This window comes from Paraburkholderia sp. BR14312 (assembly GCF_040948675.1).
Taxonomy (GTDB): domain Bacteria; phylum Pseudomonadota; class Gammaproteobacteria; order Burkholderiales; family Burkholderiaceae; genus Paraburkholderia; species Paraburkholderia nodosa_A.
Map to the genome: position 1 here is coordinate 434,444 of NZ_JBFPKI010000002.1, position 17,805 is coordinate 452,248.

A 17,805-nucleotide genomic window follows, 5' to 3' on the forward strand; every position below is an offset into this window, starting at 1 on the left:
GCCCGGAGTCACGGGTGCGGCGGCAGCGTGCGCAAAAACGCATCTACGTCGGGATAACGCAAACGCACGCGCAGTTCGCGCTTGAGGCGCGTATTGGCGAGCCGTCTCGACTCCCGCATGAACGACAGCAAGACCGGCTCGAGTTCGCGCTCGGCCTCGGCGCGGCTCACGCGCGGGGCGCGCGCGAGGCCGAAGGCATCGGCCACGCGGTCGAAGTACTCGCCCATCTTCAGTTCGCTGTCGTCCGTCGCGTGGATCGTGCGCCCCGGGCGGCCGTGCGTCGCGAGGCGCAGGAGAATCGCCGCGAGGTCGTCTGCGTGGATGTGGCTCGTGTAGACGTCGTCGCTCGCTACGAGCGCTGGCGTGCGCTTTTCCAGCCGGGCGAGCGGGAGACGGTTCGCGGCATAAATGCCGGGAATGCGCGCGATCGTGGCGCTGAGCGCGCCGCGCGCCGTCGCGCGGCGCAGTTGCCGTTCGGCCGACACCCGGCGAATGGCGCGGGCGTTGGCGGGCTGCACCGTGCGTGTTTCGTCGATGCGCGCGCCGCCGCAATCCCCGTACACCCCCGTCGTGCTCGCGTAGACGAGCCTCGGGCGTTCGAGCCGCTTGCGCCGGGCGCCGGAAAACCGCCGGATGCGCTCGGGTACAATGACGGATGCTCCAAAGGCTGCGGCTTGGCCGACAGCGCTGCGGCGCATGCGGTCCACGAGGCAATGCAATGGGGGCCGCAAGGCGCGCGGCGCGGCGCCTGTCAGCGCAGGCCGCGACACCGCGCGACGCCGCGCCGCCAGCGCCGCGATCAGGCGGCGCGTGCGCAGGTCGTCGTCGCCGGATTGTTGCGGTGGCGCGAGGTGCAGGACGGTGCGAGCCAGGCCCGCGATCCGCGCGAGACTCCTGCGGGAATCGAGGTCGCCGCGCACCGGCGTGGCTCCCGCGGCCCGTACGACGTCTGCGCGCTCGGCACGGCGCGTGAGCGCGAATACGCGCGCGCGGTCTGGCCGCTCGCGCAACTGGGTGACGCCGCGCAGGCCGACGTCGCCGCAACCGACAATCAGGATGCGCGCACGGCGCAAGGTTCGTGTGGCAATCATGGCGGAACCATTTTAGCGGCCCGGGCCTCGCGGCGAAGGCCGGCAAGAAAGCGCGGCAGCTTACCCAAAGCGACCCGCGCCCGGAATCAACCCTCGGATACAGACTTACGCTTCCCTGAATATGGCTTTCAACGTAACGCTCAAGCAAAGCGGCCGGCAATTCCAGGTCGAGCCCGACGAACCCATTCTCAACGCGGCCCTGCGTCAGGGCATCGGCCTGCCGTATGGCTGCAAGAACGGCGCGTGCGGCTCGTGCAAGGGCACGGTCTGCCACGGCGAAGTCGAGCAGCGCGCCCACGCGGCTTCGGCGCTTTCCAATGACGAAAGAACGCGCGGCATGGCCCTCTTCTGCTGTGCGACGGCGCAAACCGACCTCGAAATCGACATCCGCGAAGTGGCGGGCGTGGGCGACGTGCAGGTGCGCAAGCTGCCTACCCGCATCGCCGCCATCGAGCGCCGCGCCGACGACGTCGTCGTCCTCAAGCTGCAACTGCCCGCCAACGAGCGCCTGCAGTATCTCGCCGGCCAGTACCTCGAATTCATCCTCAAGGACGGCACGCGCCGCAGCTACTCCATGGCGAGCGCGCCGCACGAGCAAGGCCCGATCGAGCTGCACATCCGCCACATGCCGGGCGGCAAGTTCACCGACCACGTCTTCTCGCAGATGAAGGAGCGCGACATCCTGCGCTTCGAAGCGCCACTCGGCACCTTCTTCCTGCGCGAGGAATCCGATAAGCCCATCGTGCTGCTGGCCTCCGGCACCGGCTTCGCGCCGCTCAAGGCGATCGTCGAGCACGCGGTCCACAAGAACCTGAACCGCCCGATGACGCTCTACTGGGGCGCGCGCCAGAAGAAGGACCTGTACCTGATGGAACTCGCCGAACAATGGGCGAAGGAGATTCCGAACTTCCGCTTCGTGCCGGTGCTCTCCGAGCCCGCCGCCGGCGACGACTGGACCGGCCGCACGGGCTTCGTGCACCGCGCCGTGATCGAGGATCTGCCCGATCTTTCGGGCCACCAGGTCTATGCGTGCGGCGCGCCGGTGATGGTGGAGTCCGCGCAGCGCGACTTCACGCAGCACCACGGTCTGCCCGAAGAGGAGTTCTACGCGGACTCGTTCACGAGCGCCGCCGACCTCGCGAACGCCGTCTGAAGCTCGCCCGAGCGGGTCGTTGCGTGTGCAATGCATCGACCCGCCGGGCAGTCGTCACGAAAAATTCTTCGGCCGCCTGGAAAAATTCGGCACATTGATGGTTTACATCGCCATTCGGCTTGTCGTATTCTTGCGCCCATGAACTGCATCCTGTCCGCCCTTCGACGTCGCCGCTCGCCCCATCTTTAGGGCCTGGCTACTCGCGGACGCGCGTTGCACATCTCAACGCACAGCAAGTTCGAATCACGAAAGCCACGGCCAGTCCGTGGCTTTTTGTTTTTCCGCCGTATCTTCTTCAACCCTTGTGCAGCCCCAACGCGGAGCCCGTTGCCATGAATTATTCCGAATACCCGATCGAGTCGCTGATGTACATCACCAACCGGCCCGAAATCGTTTTCACGCATGGCAAGGGGTCGTGGCTCTACGACAACGAGGGCAAGCGATACCTGGACTTCATCCAGGGGTGGGCCGTCAACAGCCTCGGGCATTGCAACGACGGCATGATCGAGGCGCTGGAGCAGCAGTCGCGCCTGCTCATCAACCCGTCGCCGGCCTTCTACAACGAGCCGATGGCGAAGCTCGCGGGCCTGCTCACCGAGCACAGCTGCTTCGACAAGGTGTTCTTCGCCAACAGCGGCGCCGAAGCCAACGAAGGCGCGATCAAGCTCGCGCGCAAGTGGGGCAAGAAGCATCGTGACGGCGCCTACGAGATCATCACGTTCGACCACAGCTTCCACGGCCGCACGATCGCGACGATGTCGGCAAGCGGCAAGCCGGGCTGGGACACGATCTACGCACCGCAAGTGCCGGGCTTCCCGAAGGCCGATCTGAACGACATCGCCTCGGTCGAGAAGCTCATCACCGCGAAGACCGTCGCCGTGATGCTCGAGCCGATCCAGGGCGAAGGCGGCGTGATTCCCGCCACGCGCGAATTCATGCAGCAACTGCGCGCGCTCACGAAGAAGCACGGCATCCTGCTGATCGTCGACGAAGTGCAGAGCGGCTGCGGCCGTGCGGGCACCCTCTTCGCCTACGAACTCTCGGGCATCGAGCCGGACATCATGACGCTCGGCAAGGGCATCGGCGGCGGCGTGCCGCTCGCTGCACTGCTCGCGAAGAAGGAAATCTCCGTGTTCGAGGCGGGCGACCAGGGCGGCACGTACAACGGCAACCCGCTGATGACCGCCGTGGGCTATTCGGTGATCTCGCAACTGGTTGCGCCCGGCTTCCTCGAAGGCGTGCGTGAGCGCAGCGAGTATCTGCGCGAAAAGCTGCTCGAGCTTTCGGCCGAACGCGGCTTCCAGGGCGAGCGTGGCGAAGGCTTGCTGCGCGCGCTGCTGCTCGGCAAGGACATCGGGCCGGAGATCGTCGAGAAGGCGCGTCTCATGCAGCCGGACGGCCTGCTGCTCAACGCCGCGCGCCCGAACCTGCTGCGCTTCATGCCGGCGCTGAACGTGACGACGCAGGAAATCGACCAGATGATGGCGATGCTGCGCACGATCCTCGACTCGCTGTAATTCGAGGGGAGCACGAGCGATGTCCGTCACGATCCGCGTGTTCAGCGAAGCCGACACCGAAGCGGTGATCGCGCTCTGGCTGCAGGCGTTTCCCGAGTACAACGATGCGAGCCGGCCGCATCGCAATCCGCGTCTGTCGATCGCGAACAAGCTCGGCACCCAGCCGGAGCTGTTCTTCGTTGCGGTTCGCGACGGTGGCGACGTCGACGGCGCGCTCATCGGCACGGCCATGGCCGGTTACGACGGGCATCGCGGCTGGCTCTATTCGGTCGCCGTCGCGCCCGATGCGCGGCGCCACGGCCTCGGCACGCGGCTCGTGCGCCATGCGGAAAACGCGCTCGCCGCGCTGGGTTGCCTCAAGCTCAACCTTCAGGTGCTCACCGACAAAGCCGAGGTGCTCGCGTTCTACGAGCAGCTTGGCTATCGCACCGATGCCGTGGTGAGCCTCGGCAAGCGCCTCGCCGTGCAGGAGTCCGAAGCGTTCGTCTGAGCATCATTGGTCGACGCCATCAAAAAAGCCGCATGGGTTTCGCACCCATGCGGCTTTTGTTTTGCTGCGGCCGCGCGGACCGCAATGCCATGCAGCTTACTCGCCCAGGTACGCGGCCCGCACCTTCGGATCGTCGAGCATCTGCTTGGCCTCGCCTTCCATCGTCACGAGGCCCGAGTCCATCACGTAGCCGCGATTGGCCGCCTGCAGCGCGAGCCGTGCATTCTGCTCCACGAGCAGCACCGTGATGCCTTCCGACGAGATCGTGCGCACCACTTCGAAGATCTTCTCCACCATGATCGGCGAGAGACCCATCGACGGTTCGTCGAGCAGCAGAAGCTTCGGCTTGCTGATGATCGCGCGCGCCATGGCGAGCATCTGCTGCTCGCCGCCCGAGAGCGTGCCTGCGAGCTGCGTGGCGCGTTCCTTCAGGCGCGGGAAGAAGCCGAACATACGCTCGACGTCCTTCTGGATGCCGTCGTTGTCGCTGCGCAGGTACGCGCCCATCTGCATGTTTTCGAGAATCGACATGCGCGCGAAGATGCCGCGGCCTTCCGGCACCATCGCGAGGCCACGCTTGAGCAGTTCATACGCGGGCACGCCCTTGATCGACTGGCCCATGTACTCGATGTCGCCAGCCGAGTACGGCTTCAGACCCGTGATGGCCTTCATCGTCGTGGTCTTGCCCGCGCCGTTCGCGCCGATCAGCGTGACGAGTTCGCCCTGGCGAACTTCCATGTCCACGCCCTTGACTGCCTGGATCCCGCCGTAATTGACCTGCAGACCCTTGATTTTCAGAACCGATGTCGACATCAGTGAACCCCCGCACCCAGATATGCCTCGATCACCTTCGGGTCCTTCTGCACGTCTTGCGGCAGCCCTTCGGAGATCACCTTGCCATAGTCGAGCACTGTCATCCGGTTGCACAGGCCCATCACCAGTTTCACGTCGTGCTCGATCAGCAGGATGGTCTTGCCATCGGCGCGGATCTTGTCGAGCAGGCGCGTGAGTTCGACCTTCTCGGTCGCATTCATGCCGGCTGCCGGCTCGTCGAGCGCGAGCAGCTTCGGATCGGTCGCGAGCGCGCGCGCAATTTCCAGACGGCGCTGGTGGCCGTACGAGAGGTTGCGCGAGGTGTAGTCCGCGTATTGCGCGATGCCCACGTATTCGAGCAGCTCGATCGCACGTTCCTTGATCTCGCGCTCTTCCTGACGCTCCGAGGGAGTCTGGAACACGGCGCCGAGCAGGCCGTGCTTCGTGCGCACGTGGCGGCCGACCATCACGTTCTCGAGCGCGGTCATACCGCCGAACAGACGGATGTTCTGGAACGTACGCGCAATGCCGGCCTGCGCCACCTGATAAACGGCGGTCGGCGTGTAGGCCGTGCCGTCGAGCTTGAATTCGCCCGAGTCAGGCGTGTACAGACCGGTAATCACGTTGAAGAACGTCGTCTTGCCGGCGCCGTTCGGGCCGATCAGGCCGTAGATCGTGCCTTCCTCGATCTGCAGGCCGACGTCGGACAGCGCCTGCAGGCCGCCGAAGCGCTTGTTCACGCCCTTCACGGACAGGCGGATAGCTTTGTTGCTCATATTCTGTTCTCCCCGTTATGCGCGAACCGGCTTCTTGCTGGCACGCTTGGCGATCTTCGCGATCTTGTCTTCGTGCTTCGCCGCCGGCCACAGGCCTTCCGAGCGATACAGCATGATGACGACCATGGCGAGGCCGTAGAGCAACTGACGAATGACTTCCGTATCGACGACTTCGTGACCGAACAGCATGTGCTGGAGCGGGCCCATCGTCGAGCGCAGGAACTCGGGGAAAATGGCGAGCAGCACGGCGCCGAGAATCACGCCGGGGATGTGGCCCATGCCGCCGAGCACCACGCAGGCGAGCACGACGACCGACTCCCAGAAGGTGAACGATTCCGGCGACACGAAGCCCTGGAACGCACCGAACATCGCGCCCGACAGGCCGCCGAACGACGCGCCCATCGCGAACGCGAGCAGCTTGACGTTACGGGTATTGATGCCCATGGCCTTGGCGGCGATTTCGTCTTCGCGGATCGCGGCCCATGCGCGGCCGATACGCGAGTGCTGCAGACGCGTACACACCCAGATCACGAGCAGCGCGCAGATCACGAACACGTAGTAGTACATGTAGACCGACGTGAACGTGAAGCCCAGGATCTCGTGCGGCTGCGCGAGATTGAAGCCGAACACCTGCAGCGGCGCGACGCCGGTAATGCCCTGCGGCCCGTTGGTGATGTTCACCGGACGGTCGAGGTTGTTCATGAAGATACGAACGATTTCCCCGAAGCCCAGCGTCACGATAGCGAGGTAGTCGCCGCGCAGGCGCAGCGTCGGCGCACCGAGCAGCACGCCGAACAGCGCGGCGAGCGCCATGGCGCACGGAATCACGATCCAGTACGGCGTATGCATGCCGCCCGGGAACATGTTGGCGATCCATGTGAACTGCGTGGTCAGGTGCGGCGAAGTCAGCAGCGCGGCGACGTAGGCGCCCACCGCGTAGAACGCGATGTAGCCCAGGTCCAGCAGGCCGGCGAAGCCCACCACCACGTTCAGGCCCAGCGCGAGCATCACGTACAGCATCGCGAAGTCGAGCACGCGCACCCAGTAGTTGCCGCCCGCGGCGCCCACCACGAAGGGAAGCGCTGCCACGACGATGGCCGTCACGATGCCGACCGTGAGGGTCTTCGTCATGTTCTTTTCGGGGATGAGCGTCGTCGACGGCTCGATCGGTTGAATTGAAGTCATGTTGTGTTACTCCCTCTTATGCGCGGTCCGCGACACGTTCGCCCAGCAGCCCCGACGGACGGAACACGAGCACGACGATCAGCACGATGAATGCGAAGACGTCCTGATAGTTACTGCCGAACACCCCGCCGGTCAGGTTGCCGATGTAGCCTGCGCCGAGCTGCTCGATCAGACCGAGCACCACGCCGCCGACCATCGCGCCGCCGAGGTTGCCGATACCGCCCAGCACCGCGGCCGTGAAGGCCTTCATGCCGGGGATAAAGCCCATGTAGAAGTGAGCGTTGCCGTATTCCGAGGCGATCATCACGCCGGCCAGCGCGGCGAGCGCCGAGCCGATCATGAACGTGGCCGAGATCACGAAGTTCGGGTTCACGCCCATCAGCGAAGCATTGTTCGGGTTCTCGGCGATGGCGCGCATGGCGCGGCCGAGCTTGGTCTTGTGCACGAGGAGCAGGAGGCCCGCCATCACGACGAACGCGACGACGATGATGACGATTTCCGTCATCGAGATCACGGCGCCGACGCCGGTTTCAGTCGGCTTGATGACGTTGATCGGGTCGGTCGAGATGAGCTGGGGGAACGCGAGCGGATTGCGGCCCCAGATGATCATGGCGAGGGTCTGCAGCAGGATCGACACACCGATCGCGGTGATCAGCGGCGCGAGGCGCGGCGCGCGGCGCAGCGGCCGGTACGCGACCTTTTCGATCGTGTACCCGACGACCGCACACACGAGCGCGGCAACCGCGAGCGCAATGCACAGCGTGGGGATGTTCCCGAGGCCCGGGAAATGATTGTGGAGCACGTTGATCGCGGAGAGCGCGACCATGGCGCCGACCATGAGCACGTCGCCGTGCGCGAAATTGATGATGCCCAGAATCCCGTACACCATGGTGTAGCCCAGTGCGATGATGGCGTAGATGCTGCCAAGCACCAGCCCATTCAGGATCTGCTGGATGAAAATATCCATTTAATGCTCCTTAGCCCGTGCAACCGGATTCGCGCTCGTCATCGGCCGGTGGGCGATGTTTTACGGAACCGCAACGACACTTTCGGGTATTGAAGTAAAAACCGGTAACGGTTGGCCGCCCCGGTTCGCGTTGCCGCTGTGTTGCAGCGGCAGGCTCGCCAAAAGCGGATGCAAAAACGGCACCGTCGGATGGTTCGGTGCCGTCGGGTTCAATCAACTACGCGTCATATTCACGTTGGCGTATTCGCGGCGAGCCTTGCGGCCGGCAAACGCGAATGCGTCAAACGCCATGACTCCCACTCCCCGGCCGCCCGCGCACTGCGGGATCTCGGCTGCGAGACCCGTCGCACCCAGGCGGCGAACCGGCATGACAACGCCGGTGCATGCAAAAGCAATCTGCATGCCAGAAATGATCGATGTTGTGCTCGTGCCCGTCTCGACATTGCGGCTAAGCCACGCATTGCGCGGCGCAACCGCATTTGCCGATGACGCGGCAAAAGCCGACTTGAATTGCATTAATCAGGTCTCCTGCGCCTTCCGAAATGCTTGTCTGATGGCCTTCGCATGGAATGTCCAGCCTTCAGAACGCGCGCATTGTAACGCCAATTATGCGACGGGCAATATTGTTGAACCGGCAGGGTTTTCCTGCATTGCAACCATATTTTTAGATAACCGCATGGGGTGGGTTGCACCACCGGTTGCGCCGCATTTTCGTGCACCAGTTGCACCAAAAATCGACGCGCTTCGCATCATGTGTTGCAGATAATGGCCGCAATGCCTTGTCGCGCGGGCATTGGATCAAATGAAGGGTATTTAAGGGAGAGCATAATAATGCCGCCCCGGCGCGGTGCATTCGTATCGAAAGCATGTCAATTGCCCCCTATATTATGGGGTCACACCACGTAATTCGGTCCCGCACTCTAGAGAAAACACTGATAAGAACACCCGCCGAATGTGAGGTTAACCTGCCTTTCCCCATCATGCGACCCTTATTACTCGCGCGCAGTATGTGTCGCGGGCATAAAAAAACGCGCCACCTGGGCGCGTTCGTGCGGAGTGCGGCAGGCGTCAGACGGGTTGACCGAGTCCGCGCGGCAACGGGAATGCAATGTTCTCCTCGATGCCTTCGAGCGCACGCACGTTGCGCGCACCAAGTTCGTGCAGGCGGCGAATGATTTCCTGCGCGAGCGCCTCGGGAGCCGACGCTCCAGCCGTCAGGCCGATCCGGCGCTTGCCGGCGAGCCACTGGGGGTCGATCTGCTCGGGCGCATCCACCATATAGGCAGGAATGCCGCGTTTCTCGGCCACTTCGCGCAACCGGTTCGAATTGGAGCTGTTCGGGCTGCCCACCACGATCACGACGTCGCACTGCGGCGCCATGAACTTGACGGCGTCCTGGCGATTCTGCGTGGCGTAGCAGATGTCCTGCTTCTTCGGCTCGCGAATGGCGGGAAAGCGCGCCTTGAGCGCCGCGATGATTTCCGCGGCGTCGTCCACCGAGAGCGTGGTTTGCGTGACGAATGCCACACGCTGTGGGTCGCGCAGCTTGAGCGCCTCGACATCGGCAATGTCTTCGACGAGATACATGCCCTCGGCCACCTGCCCCATGGTGCCTTCCACTTCCGGATGGCCCTTGTGCCCGATCATGACGATGTCGAGCCCTTCGTCGCGCATCTTCGCGACTTCCACGTGCACCTTCGTGACGAGCGGGCAGGTCGCGTCGTAGACACGCAGGCCGCGCGCCTCGGCGTCGGCGCGCACCGACTTGGAGACGCCGTGCGCGCTAAAGATCACCGTGTTGCCGGACGGGACCTCTTCGAGCTGCTCGATGAAGATCGCTCCCTTCTTGCGCAGGTCTTCGACGACATAGGCGTTGTGAACGATCTCGTGACGCACGTAGATCGGTGCGCCGTGGAGCTGGATGGCGCGCTCGACGATCTCGATGGCCCGATCGACGCCGGCGCAGAAGCCGCGCGGCTGGGCGAGCAGGATTTCCGCGTCGGCCAGTTCTGCGATGAGGGACGTGTCCGTGTTGGTCATGGGCTTTAAAGGATTCCGATGATTTGCACTTCGAACGCAACCGCCTGGCCTGCGAGCGGGTGGTTGAAATCGAACAGGGCGGAGGTCTCGTTCACTTCCTTGAGCACACCCGCGTAGCGCCCGCCGTTCGGGGCATTGAATTCGATCAGGTCGCCCGGGCTGAATTCCTCGCCGATCATGCCGTTCTCGCGCAGGGTCTTGAGCGAAACGCGCTGGATCAGGTCGGGGTTGCGCTGGCCGAATGCGACGCCGGGTTCTAGCTGAAAGGTCGAGTGGTGACCCACCTTCAGGCCCTGCAAAATCTCTTCCAGCGGCGGCGCAAGCTGGCCGGCGCCCATCAGCAGAGTGGCGGGACGGTCGACAAAGGTATTGACGATTTCGGTGCCATCGGCGAGTGAAAGCCGGTAATTCAGCGTCACGTGGGAACCGGATTTCACTTCGGAGATGTCGATGATGCTCATGCGTAACTCATTTCGTCGTAACGCGCGCTTCGCGCGTGCGCGCCGCAAGGCGCCGGTCCGGCCTGCCTCGGGCGGCAGGAAAGCATCTATTGTAAGCCACTTGGCCGAGGCGGTCGCGGCACGATTGTGCACTGCCAACTCTCGCGCTCGCGCGCGCCGGGCATGCCTTATTTGTCTGTGGAGAATGCCATGACGGAACGCGCCTGCATCCTGGACACGGCGCCCGATGCCGTCGGCGGCGCCCTCCCCGCGCCGGCAGCGCCTGCGGTTTCGAGCCCCGAGAGCGCGGCGCCTGCGGCGCCACGCCGCGACATGCCTCGCGAGCGACTGCGCACGGCCGGCGCCAGCGCGCTTTCGGACGTAGAGCTGCTCGCGATCCTGCTCGGCTTCGGCTTGCCGGGCCACGATGTCTTCGAAGTCGCCCGCACGCTGCTGGCCCAATTCGGCTCGCTGCGCGCCATGCTCGATGCGCCGCCAGAAGAATTCGAGGCCCTGCGCGGCATCGGGCCCGCAAAAGCCGCGATGCTGCAAGCGGTGACGGAACTCGCTCGCCGGGCGCTTGCGCAAGCGCTCGACGACAAACCGCTCGTCGACTCACCCGGTGCGGTCGAAGACTACTTGCGCCTGCTGATCGGCGGGCGGCCGCACGAGGTGTTCGTTTGCCTCTTCCTGGATGCGCGCCATCGGCTGATCCGCCTGGAGGAAAGTTCGCGCGGATCACTCACTCGCATGGCGGTGTACCCGCGTGAAATCGTGCGGCGCGCGCTGACGCTCAATGCCGCGAGCCTGATCGTCGCCCATAATCACCCTTCGGGCGCGGTACAGCCGAGCGCGAGCGACCGGCGCCTCACACGGGTGTTGCGGGAAACGCTGGCACTCGTGGAGGTTCAACTCATCGATCACCTGGTCATCGGCACCCGGGACACGTTTTCCTTCGCGCGCCATGGCTGGAGCTGAGGCGACACAGCGCCAGACGCGACGGCACACAACAATTGTGCAAACCGGGTTTGATTTTCCAGGCTTTTTCCTGCTAGAATTATGGTTTGCCTATTTCCAACCCTGTTCCGAAGCCCATCGAGGCGTTCCAGGGGAAATATGGCCTGGGTTCGAGGTTGTCTCTCATCCATACGTGAGCGCGCTCTTATTCCGGCCATTTCTCGCCTGGGAAACCTAAGCGGCTCTCGAACTCAGAATTTCCGTAGGAGTGTCTCATGGCACGTGTATGCCAAGTCACTGGGAAAGCGCCGATGAGCGGCAACAACGTTTCCCACGCTAACAACAAAACCAAGCGCCGTTTCCTCCCGAATCTGCAAAACCGCCGTTTCTGGGTTGAAAGCGAAAACCGTTGGGTGCGTCTGCGCATCTCGAACGCAGGCCTGCGCCTGATCGACAAGAACGGCATCGATTCCGTGCTCGCAGACCTGCGTGCACGCGGCGAACTGTAAGGAGTAAATCATGGCCAAGGGCGTCCGCGACAAGATCAAGCTGGAATCGACCGCAGGTACGGGTCACTTCTACACGACCACGAAGAACAAGCGCAACATGCCGGAAAAAATGTCGATCAAGAAGTTCGACCCGGTTGTTCGCAAGCACGTCGAGTACAAGGAAACCAAGATCAAGTAATTGATCGGGTTTCGAGCCTGACGAAGACGGAAAAACCCCGCTTTTTAGCGGGGTTTTTCTTTTGGCTCGCCCGCCCCGCCTCGGTTCGCGCCCGGCAACGGTGTTTTAACGGCAGCGCCCAAACTGGCGCTATCCGTTCGCTCCTCTCTCGGAGTATGCTTCCCGCTTTATACCGGCTGCCACACGCGTGTCATATGGCATCACAGCGGGCATCACAGCGGGCATCACAGCGGCCATGACAGTGCAGCCCCGCGGCAAATGCGGCGGCCGGAAAGCGCAGAACAAGAGAGACGGAGAAGCAGGATCATGAATTTCGATGTAGCGATCGTCGGCAGCGGCCTCGCAGGACTGAGCGTCGCGCTGAATCTCGCCGGTTCGCGCCGCGTCGTGATCATCGCCAAGCGCGCGATGACCGAAGGCGCGAGCGACCGCGCGCAAGGCGGCATTGCCGCCGTGCTCGATTCGGCCGACAGCGTGGAGAACCACGTGGACGATACGCTCGTCGCCGGCGGCGGCCTGTGCGACGAGGCAGCCACGCGCTACATCGTCGAGCATGGCCGCGAGGCCATCGAATGGCTGATCGCCCAGGATGTCCCGTTCACGAAGGACGCCGCCGCCGAACTCGGCTTTCACCTCACGCGCGAAGGCGGCCACAGCCATCGCCGCATCATCCACGCCGCCGACGCCACCGGCCACGCAGTCGTGCAAACGCTGCTCGAGCGTGCGCGCTCGCACCCGAACATCACGATCCTCGAGGACCATCAGGCGATCGACGTCATCACGTCCGACCGGCTGGGCCTGCCTGGCCGTCGTTGTCACGGCCTCTATGCGCTCGATCTGAAGAATGACCGCACGGTGACGATCCAGGCGCCGCACACGGTGCTCGCCACGGGCGGCGCCGGCAAGGTCTACCTGTACACGACGAACCCCGACACGGCCACCGGCGACGGTATCGCCATGGCGTGGCGCGCCGGCTGCCGGGTGGCGAACATGGAGTTCATCCAGTTCCACCCCACCTGCCTGTTCCACCCGCACGCCAAGTCGTTCCTGATTTCGGAAGCCGTGCGCGGCGAAGGCGGCGTGCTACGCCTGCCCGACGGCACCCGCTTCATGCCCTCGCACGACGCGCGCGCCGAACTGGCCCCGCGTGACATCGTCGCCCGCGCGATCGACTTCGAGATCAAGAAACACGGCATCGACTGCGTGCATCTCGACATCAGCCATCAGCCGCCGGCGTTTCTCGAAGAGCATTTCCCGACCATCCTCGCGCGCTGCCGCGAGTTCGGCATCGACATCACGAAGGCGCCGATTCCCGTGGTACCCGCCGCGCACTACACCTGCGGCGGCGTCGTCACCGACCTGGCTGGGCGCACCGACCTCGCGGGCCTCTACGCCGTGGGCGAGACCTCGTACACGGGCCTGCACGGCGCGAACCGCCTCGCAAGCAACTCGCTGCTCGAGTGCCTCGTGATCGGCCGCTCGGCAGCCGAGGCGATCGAGGCGGAAGGCTTCAGCGCGGGGGCGCATGCGCCGCTGCCCGACTGGGACGAAAGCCGCGTCTCCGATTCCGACGAGGAAGTCGTCGTGGCCCACAACTGGGACGAGCTGCGCCGGCTGATGTGGAATTACGTCGGCATCGTGCGCACCGACAAACGGCTCGAGCGCGCGCAACATCGCCTCGCCCTGCTGCGCGACGAAATTCTCGAGTACTACGCGAATTTCCGCGTCACGCGCGACCTGCTGGAATTGCGCAACCTCGTCGAAGTCGCTTCGCTGATCGTGGAAAGTGCGCGCTCGCGCCGCGAGAGCCGTGGCCTGCACTACAGCCGCGACTGGCCGAACTCGCTGCCCAAGGCGCTGCCGACCGTGCTCGCGCCGGAGCGCGTACGCAATCGCACGGTTTCATGAGTCGAGCGAACTGAAAGCGCCGCAAAAAACAAAGGCCGCCTCATCGCGAGGCGGCCTTTTTCCTTCTGGTTCAGCTCAGCGAACTCGCGGCTTCAGACAATACGCATCGAAAAGTCCGTCGCGCGCACGTCCTTTGTGAGCGCGCCAATCGATACGCGGTCCACGCCCGTTTCCGCGATCGCGCGCACCGTGTCGAAACTCACGCCGCCCGAGACTTCGAGCACCGCACGCCCCGCCGTGAGCTTCACCGCGTCGCGCATCATGTCGAACGAGAAGTTGTCGAGCAGCACCGACTTCGCGCCGTGCGCGAGCGCCGTGTCGAGCTGTTCGAGCGTCTCCACTTCGATCTGGACCGGCACGCCCGCATCGAGCGCCAGCGCGGCGTCCATCGCCGCACCAACGCCACCCGCCGCAGCAATGTGGTTTTCCTTGATCAGGATGCCGTCGTAAAGCGCGAGACGCTGGTTGACGCCACCGCCCACGCGCACTGCGTACTTCTGCGCGAGGCGCAGGCCGGGCATCGTCTTGCGCGTGTCCAGAATGCGCGTGCGGGTGTGCGCGATCATCTCGACGTAGCGGCGCGTCACGCTAGCCACGCCCGAAAGCAGCTGCAGGAAGTTCATTGCGTTGCGCTCGGCCGTGAGCAGCGAGCGCGCCGGACCGCGCAGCGAGCAGACGGTCGTATCGGCGGCCATGCGCTCGCCTTCGCGATAGTGCCAACGGACTTCGATGCGCGGATCGACCTGCTTCACCACGCCGTCGAACCAGAGCACGCCGCACAGCACCGCTTCTTCGCGCACGATGATGCGCGCGTCGCGCATTTCGTCGGCGGGCACGAGGCGGCCGGTCTGGTCGCCGGGGCCCACGTCTTCTGCGAGCGCGTCGGCCACGTTGCGTGCGATCGCGGCGTCGAACGCCGCGCCGTACTGCGAGCGCACTTCATCGAGCACGGGCGAAACGGCATCGACTGCGAGCAATTCGAGTGCGCCCATTTACGCCGCCCCCACTTGCGAGAACAGCGCGGTGTCGCGCGCGAGGTCGCCGCTTGCCTGCACGCGGCGCTTGTGCTCGGCCGCGAACGCCAGCATGCGATCGATCGGCAGACGCGCGCGCTCACCGATCGCGCTGTCGACGTGGATCTCGTTGTGACCGCGCTCCAGCACGTCGACGAGATTCGTCAGACCGTTCATGGCCATCCACGGGCAATGCGCGCAGCTCTTGCAGGTGGCGCTGTTGCCAGCCGTGGGCGCTTCGATGAAGGTCTTGCCCGGCGCCGCGAGGCGCATCTTGTGCAGAATGCCGAGATCGGTCGCGACGATGAAGCGTTGCGCGTCGAGCTTCACAGCGGCGTCGATCAGCTGCGTGGTCGAGCCGACCACATCCGCGAGCGCAACCACGCTCTCGGGCGATTCGGGGTGGACCAGAATCCTGGCGTCCGGATATTCGGCGCGCAGCAGATCGAGCTCGATGCCCTTGAACTCGTCGTGCACGAGGCAGGAGCCTTGCCACAGCAGCATGTCGGCGCCGGTCTTCTTCTGGATGTAGCTGCCCAGGTGCCGGTCCGGCGCCCACAGAATCTTTTCGCCCTTCGCGTGCAGGTCAGCGACGATCTCGAGACCGATGGACGACGTGACCATCCAGTCCGCGCGCGCCTTCACGGCCGCGCTCGTATTCGCATAGACGACCACGGTGCGGTCCGGATGCTCGTCGCAGAACGCCGAGAATTCGTCGATGGGGCAGCCGAGGTCGAGCGAGCAGGTCGCGTCGAGGTCGGGCATGAGAATCCGCTTGTTCGGACTCAGAATCTTCGCGGTCTCGCCCATGAAGCGCACGCCGGCCACGACGAGCGTCTGCGCCTCGTGGTCGCGGCCGAAACGCGCCATCTCGAGCGAATCGGCCACACAGCCACCGGTTTCGTCCGCGAGTTCCTGCAACTCAGGATCCACATAATAGTGCGCGACAAGCACTGCCTTCTCGCGCTTGAGCAACGCGCGAATTCGCTCCTTCAACGCAACGCGCTCTGCCGCGGACGGCGCATCGGGCACGCGCGCCCAAGCCTGTCCAACGCTGCAGACGGCACCCTGCGGCCGGTCATATTCGACCTTCCTGATCGCCTGACTCATCATCTCCTGCCCCTACCGATCGCCGCGCCATGAAGCCATTGTGGGGACTCCGGCTTTTTTGCGGCCCAAAAAGAAAAACCCCGCCAGCGCGGGGTTTTGTGACGTCTCGTCATTCTAAAGGATTTTCCTGCGCCCCACTGAGGGGCCGAAATCCGCTCGGGACGATCGAGCCGATGATCAGGCGTAACGGCGCAGGCGCGAAGCGAATTCCTGCAGCGCCTTGATACCGCTTTGTTCAGCGCGATGGCACCAATCCTGAAGCTGCGTGAGCAGTTGTTCGCGCGAGGCGCTCGAACGCTCCCAGATTGCCGCGAGTTCGTTGCGCAGTTCGATGAACGTGCGCAGCTTCTGGCTGTTCGCGAAGATTTGCGGCAGCTGGCGCTTTTGCGGTTCGTTCAGGCTGGCTTCTTCCTTGTCGAACCACTTGCGCGCGCCGCGCATGACCTTGTACTTCTCGCGTTCGCCCACTTCCTTCAGGTGCGCCAGTTCCTGGCGATAGGCCTGCTTCACGGCCTTCGCGTAGCTCGCCATGACTTCATAGCGGTTCGAGAGCACGGCCTGAAGCGTTTCGTGATCGGCCACGAGCTTGCCCTTGGCGAGACGCGGGGTAGGCGCGACCTTCTTCACCTTGGCGAGACCAACGGCCTGCATCATGCGGATGTACATCCAGCCGATGTCGAACTCGTACCACTTGTTCGACAGCTTCGCGGAAGTCGCGAACGTGTGGTGGTTGTTGTGCAGCTCCTCGCCGCCGATGATGATGCCGAACGGCAGAAGGTTCGTGCTCGCGTCGGACGAATTGAAGTTGCGGTAGCCCCAGAAGTGGCCGAGGCCATTCACGACACCCGCGGCCCAGAACGGAATCCACGCCATCTGCACGGCCCACACGGTGAGGCCGACCGCGCCGAACAGCGCGACGTCGATCACCATCATGATGCTCACGCCGAGAATGGGGTAGCGCGTGTAGACGTTGCGCTCCATCCAGTCGTTGGGCGTACCGTGGCTGAAGCGGCGCAGCGTTTCTTCGTTTTTCGCTTCGGCGCGATATAGTTCGGCGCCTTCGAGCAGTACCTTCCAGATGCCGCGCGTTTGCGGGCTGTGCGGATCTTCTTCCGTTTCGCACTTGGCGTGGTGCTTGCGATGGATTGCGGCCCACTGGCCCGTGAGCATGCCCGTGGTCATCCACAGCCAGAAGCGGAAGAAGTGGCTCGCGATGGGGTGCAGATCCAGCGCGCGGTGCGCCTGGCAGCGGTGCAGGTACACCGTCACGCCGATGATCGTGATGTGGGTGACCACCGCCGCGAACAGCACGATCTGCCACCACGAGAAATGGAGCACCCCGTGGGCGAGGAAATCAAGCAGGGAGTTCAACAAGGCATTTACCTGTGAAGCGAAGCGCGTCGGCCTTTCGGCCAGGCGCCAGTGTCAAGAAAGTGAAAGCGACTAGATGCGGTTGGACGGCATTCTACTAGAACCGTTCCAAGTGTTTGTAACAAAGGGAGATTTTTTTCTTTATTGGTTACGGCGTCAACGTCTGAAGTGCGTTTCGAGGCGCTTTGCCGCACCTCAATTAGCACTTTCCATGATATCTGACCCCATCTAATCTTTCACCGCGATCCCATGTGTCGCGCGCTCTACTGAGAATGCTAGTTCGAGCT

Annotated in this window: 18 protein-coding genes; 8 read left to right on the forward strand and 10 right to left on the reverse strand. The window is 63.9% G+C overall.

Features of this window, described 5'->3' with window-relative positions; all coding sequences use genetic code 11:
• Positions 1 to 8: 8 nt before the first annotated feature.
• Positions 9 to 1,091, reverse strand: a complete 1,083-nt coding sequence (locus AB3X98_RS07840; protein ID WP_368604035.1) for an NAD-dependent epimerase/dehydratase family protein — start codon at positions 1,089 to 1,091, stop codon at positions 9 to 11.
• Between the two features lie 121 nt (positions 1,092 to 1,212).
• Between AB3X98_RS07840 and AB3X98_RS07845 the strand changes: the two genes are divergently transcribed.
• The 3 genes from AB3X98_RS07845 (at position 1,213) to AB3X98_RS07855 (ending at position 4,251) form a co-directional block, all read left to right on the forward strand.
• On the forward strand, positions 1,213 to 2,244 hold the full coding sequence (locus AB3X98_RS07845) for a CDP-6-deoxy-delta-3,4-glucoseen reductase (RefSeq protein ID WP_368604036.1): 1,032 nt from the start codon (positions 1,213 to 1,215) through the stop codon (positions 2,242 to 2,244).
• A 332-nt stretch (positions 2,245 to 2,576) separates the two neighbouring features.
• Positions 2,577 to 3,761 (forward strand): acetylornithine transaminase, encoded by a 1,185-nt coding sequence (locus AB3X98_RS07850; protein WP_069262744.1) that lies wholly within the window; start codon positions 2,577 to 2,579, stop codon positions 3,759 to 3,761.
• 19 nt (positions 3,762 to 3,780) lie between these two features.
• On the forward strand, positions 3,781 to 4,251 hold the full coding sequence (locus AB3X98_RS07855; RefSeq protein ID WP_368604037.1) for a GNAT family acetyltransferase: 471 nt from the start codon (positions 3,781 to 3,783) through the stop codon (positions 4,249 to 4,251).
• A gap of 96 nt (positions 4,252 to 4,347) precedes the next feature.
• On the opposite strand, the gene AB3X98_RS07860 is transcribed toward AB3X98_RS07855, so the two are convergent.
• The 4 genes from AB3X98_RS07860 to AB3X98_RS07875 are packed head-to-tail and all read right to left on the reverse strand — an operon-like array spanning position 4,348 to position 7,992.
• On the reverse strand, positions 4,348 to 5,064 hold the full coding sequence (locus AB3X98_RS07860; RefSeq protein WP_112173207.1) for an ABC transporter ATP-binding protein: 717 nt from the start codon (positions 5,062 to 5,064) through the stop codon (positions 4,348 to 4,350).
• Entirely contained in the window at positions 5,064 to 5,840 is a 777-nt protein-coding gene (locus AB3X98_RS07865; protein ID WP_069262747.1) for an ABC transporter ATP-binding protein, read from the reverse strand. The genes AB3X98_RS07860 and AB3X98_RS07865 overlap by 1 nt, the downstream gene beginning before the upstream one ends.
• 15 nt (positions 5,841 to 5,855) lie before the next feature.
• Complete coding sequence (locus AB3X98_RS07870; RefSeq protein ID WP_069262748.1) at positions 5,856 to 7,025, reverse strand: ABC transporter ATP-binding protein; 1,170 nt, start codon at positions 7,023 to 7,025, stop codon at positions 5,856 to 5,858.
• A 16-nt stretch (positions 7,026 to 7,041) separates the two neighbouring features.
• Positions 7,042 to 7,992, reverse strand: coding sequence for a branched-chain amino acid ABC transporter permease (locus AB3X98_RS07875; protein WP_069262749.1), 951 nt, complete (start codon positions 7,990 to 7,992; stop codon positions 7,042 to 7,044).
• A gap of 367 nt (positions 7,993 to 8,359) precedes the next feature.
• Between AB3X98_RS07875 and AB3X98_RS07880 the strand changes: the two genes are divergently transcribed.
• Positions 8,360 to 8,758, forward strand: a complete 399-nt coding sequence (locus tag AB3X98_RS07880; RefSeq protein ID WP_368604038.1) for a hypothetical protein — start codon at positions 8,360 to 8,362, stop codon at positions 8,756 to 8,758.
• Positions 8,759 to 9,060: 302 nt separating this feature from the next.
• On the opposite strand, the gene ispH is transcribed toward AB3X98_RS07880, so the two are convergent.
• Both ispH and AB3X98_RS07890 read right to left on the reverse strand, forming a co-directional pair.
• Positions 9,061 to 10,032, reverse strand: coding sequence for a 4-hydroxy-3-methylbut-2-enyl diphosphate reductase (gene ispH / locus AB3X98_RS07885; protein ID WP_042271909.1), 972 nt, complete (start codon positions 10,030 to 10,032; stop codon positions 9,061 to 9,063).
• Positions 10,033 to 10,037: 5 nt separating this feature from the next.
• The gene (locus AB3X98_RS07890; RefSeq protein ID WP_028205261.1) at positions 10,038 to 10,493 is read right to left on the reverse strand and encodes a peptidylprolyl isomerase; all 456 of its coding nucleotides are present in this window, start codon (positions 10,491 to 10,493) and stop codon (positions 10,038 to 10,040) included.
• A 189-nt stretch (positions 10,494 to 10,682) separates the two neighbouring features.
• Here AB3X98_RS07890 and radC point away from each other — a divergent pair, with 189 nt between their 5' ends.
• The 4 genes from radC (at position 10,683) to nadB (ending at position 14,024) form a co-directional block, all read left to right on the forward strand.
• Positions 10,683 to 11,450 (forward strand): DNA repair protein RadC, encoded by a 768-nt coding sequence (gene radC, locus AB3X98_RS07895; RefSeq protein WP_069262751.1) that lies wholly within the window; start codon positions 10,683 to 10,685, stop codon positions 11,448 to 11,450.
• A 254-nt stretch (positions 11,451 to 11,704) separates the two neighbouring features.
• A complete protein-coding gene (rpmB, locus tag AB3X98_RS07900; protein ID WP_027794135.1) occupies positions 11,705 to 11,938 on the forward strand; it encodes a 50S ribosomal protein L28 in 234 nt (77 codons plus the stop codon).
• 10 nt (positions 11,939 to 11,948) lie between these two features.
• The gene (gene rpmG / locus AB3X98_RS07905) at positions 11,949 to 12,116 is read left to right on the forward strand and encodes a 50S ribosomal protein L33 (protein WP_027794136.1); all 168 of its coding nucleotides are present in this window, start codon (positions 11,949 to 11,951) and stop codon (positions 12,114 to 12,116) included.
• A gap of 306 nt (positions 12,117 to 12,422) precedes the next feature.
• Positions 12,423 to 14,024 carry an L-aspartate oxidase gene (nadB, locus tag AB3X98_RS07910; protein WP_069262752.1) on the forward strand — a complete coding sequence of 534 codons (1,602 nt, stop codon included), beginning with the start codon at positions 12,423 to 12,425 and terminating at the stop codon, positions 14,022 to 14,024.
• A 92-nt stretch (positions 14,025 to 14,116) separates the two neighbouring features.
• Here nadB and nadC read toward each other — a convergent pair whose 3' ends face one another.
• The 3 genes from nadC to AB3X98_RS07925 all read right to left on the reverse strand — a co-directional run bounded on the left by nadC (position 14,117) and on the right by AB3X98_RS07925 (position 17,521).
• Positions 14,117 to 15,016: a carboxylating nicotinate-nucleotide diphosphorylase gene (gene nadC, locus AB3X98_RS07915; RefSeq protein ID WP_368604039.1), complete on the reverse strand. Its 900-nt coding sequence runs from the start codon at positions 15,014 to 15,016 to the stop codon at positions 14,117 to 14,119.
• Positions 15,017 to 16,147: a quinolinate synthase NadA gene (gene nadA / locus AB3X98_RS07920; RefSeq protein ID WP_342948594.1), complete on the reverse strand. Its 1,131-nt coding sequence runs from the start codon at positions 16,145 to 16,147 to the stop codon at positions 15,017 to 15,019.
• A 177-nt stretch (positions 16,148 to 16,324) separates the two neighbouring features.
• Positions 16,325 to 17,521 (reverse strand): acyl-CoA desaturase, encoded by a 1,197-nt coding sequence (locus tag AB3X98_RS07925; protein WP_069262754.1) that lies wholly within the window; start codon positions 17,519 to 17,521, stop codon positions 16,325 to 16,327.
• Positions 17,522 to 17,805: the final 284 nt, after the last annotated feature.

Bases quoted from the DNA above. Each gene is read 5' to 3' on its own strand.
- AB3X98_RS07840 (WP_368604035.1), bottom strand. From the start codon at position 1,091: ATGATTGCCACACGAACCTTGCGCCGTGCGCGCATCCTGATTGTCGGT.
- AB3X98_RS07845 (WP_368604036.1), top strand. From the start codon at position 1,213: ATGGCTTTCAACGTAACGCTCAAGCAAAGCGGCCGGCAATTCCAGGTC.
- AB3X98_RS07850 (WP_069262744.1), top strand. From the start codon at position 2,577: ATGAATTATTCCGAATACCCGATCGAGTCGCTGATGTACATCACCAAC.
- AB3X98_RS07855 (WP_368604037.1), top strand. From the start codon at position 3,781: ATGTCCGTCACGATCCGCGTGTTCAGCGAAGCCGACACCGAAGCGGTG.
- AB3X98_RS07860 (WP_112173207.1), bottom strand. From the start codon at position 5,064: ATGTCGACATCGGTTCTGAAAATCAAGGGTCTGCAGGTCAATTACGGC.
- AB3X98_RS07865 (WP_069262747.1), bottom strand. From the start codon at position 5,840: ATGAGCAACAAAGCTATCCGCCTGTCCGTGAAGGGCGTGAACAAGCGC.
- AB3X98_RS07870 (WP_069262748.1), bottom strand. From the start codon at position 7,025: ATGACTTCAATTCAACCGATCGAGCCGTCGACGACGCTCATCCCCGAA.
- AB3X98_RS07875 (WP_069262749.1), bottom strand. From the start codon at position 7,992: ATGGATATTTTCATCCAGCAGATCCTGAATGGGCTGGTGCTTGGCAGC.
- AB3X98_RS07880 (WP_368604038.1), top strand. From the start codon at position 8,360: ATGACAACGCCGGTGCATGCAAAAGCAATCTGCATGCCAGAAATGATC.
- ispH (WP_042271909.1), bottom strand. From the start codon at position 10,032: ATGACCAACACGGACACGTCCCTCATCGCAGAACTGGCCGACGCGGAA.
- AB3X98_RS07890 (WP_028205261.1), bottom strand. From the start codon at position 10,493: ATGAGCATCATCGACATCTCCGAAGTGAAATCCGGTTCCCACGTGACG.
- radC (WP_069262751.1), top strand. From the start codon at position 10,683: ATGACGGAACGCGCCTGCATCCTGGACACGGCGCCCGATGCCGTCGGC.
- rpmB (WP_027794135.1), top strand. From the start codon at position 11,705: ATGGCACGTGTATGCCAAGTCACTGGGAAAGCGCCGATGAGCGGCAAC.
- rpmG (WP_027794136.1), top strand. From the start codon at position 11,949: ATGGCCAAGGGCGTCCGCGACAAGATCAAGCTGGAATCGACCGCAGGT.
- nadB (WP_069262752.1), top strand. From the start codon at position 12,423: ATGAATTTCGATGTAGCGATCGTCGGCAGCGGCCTCGCAGGACTGAGC.
- nadC (WP_368604039.1), bottom strand. From the start codon at position 15,016: ATGGGCGCACTCGAATTGCTCGCAGTCGATGCCGTTTCGCCCGTGCTC.
- nadA (WP_342948594.1), bottom strand. From the start codon at position 16,147: ATGAGTCAGGCGATCAGGAAGGTCGAATATGACCGGCCGCAGGGTGCC.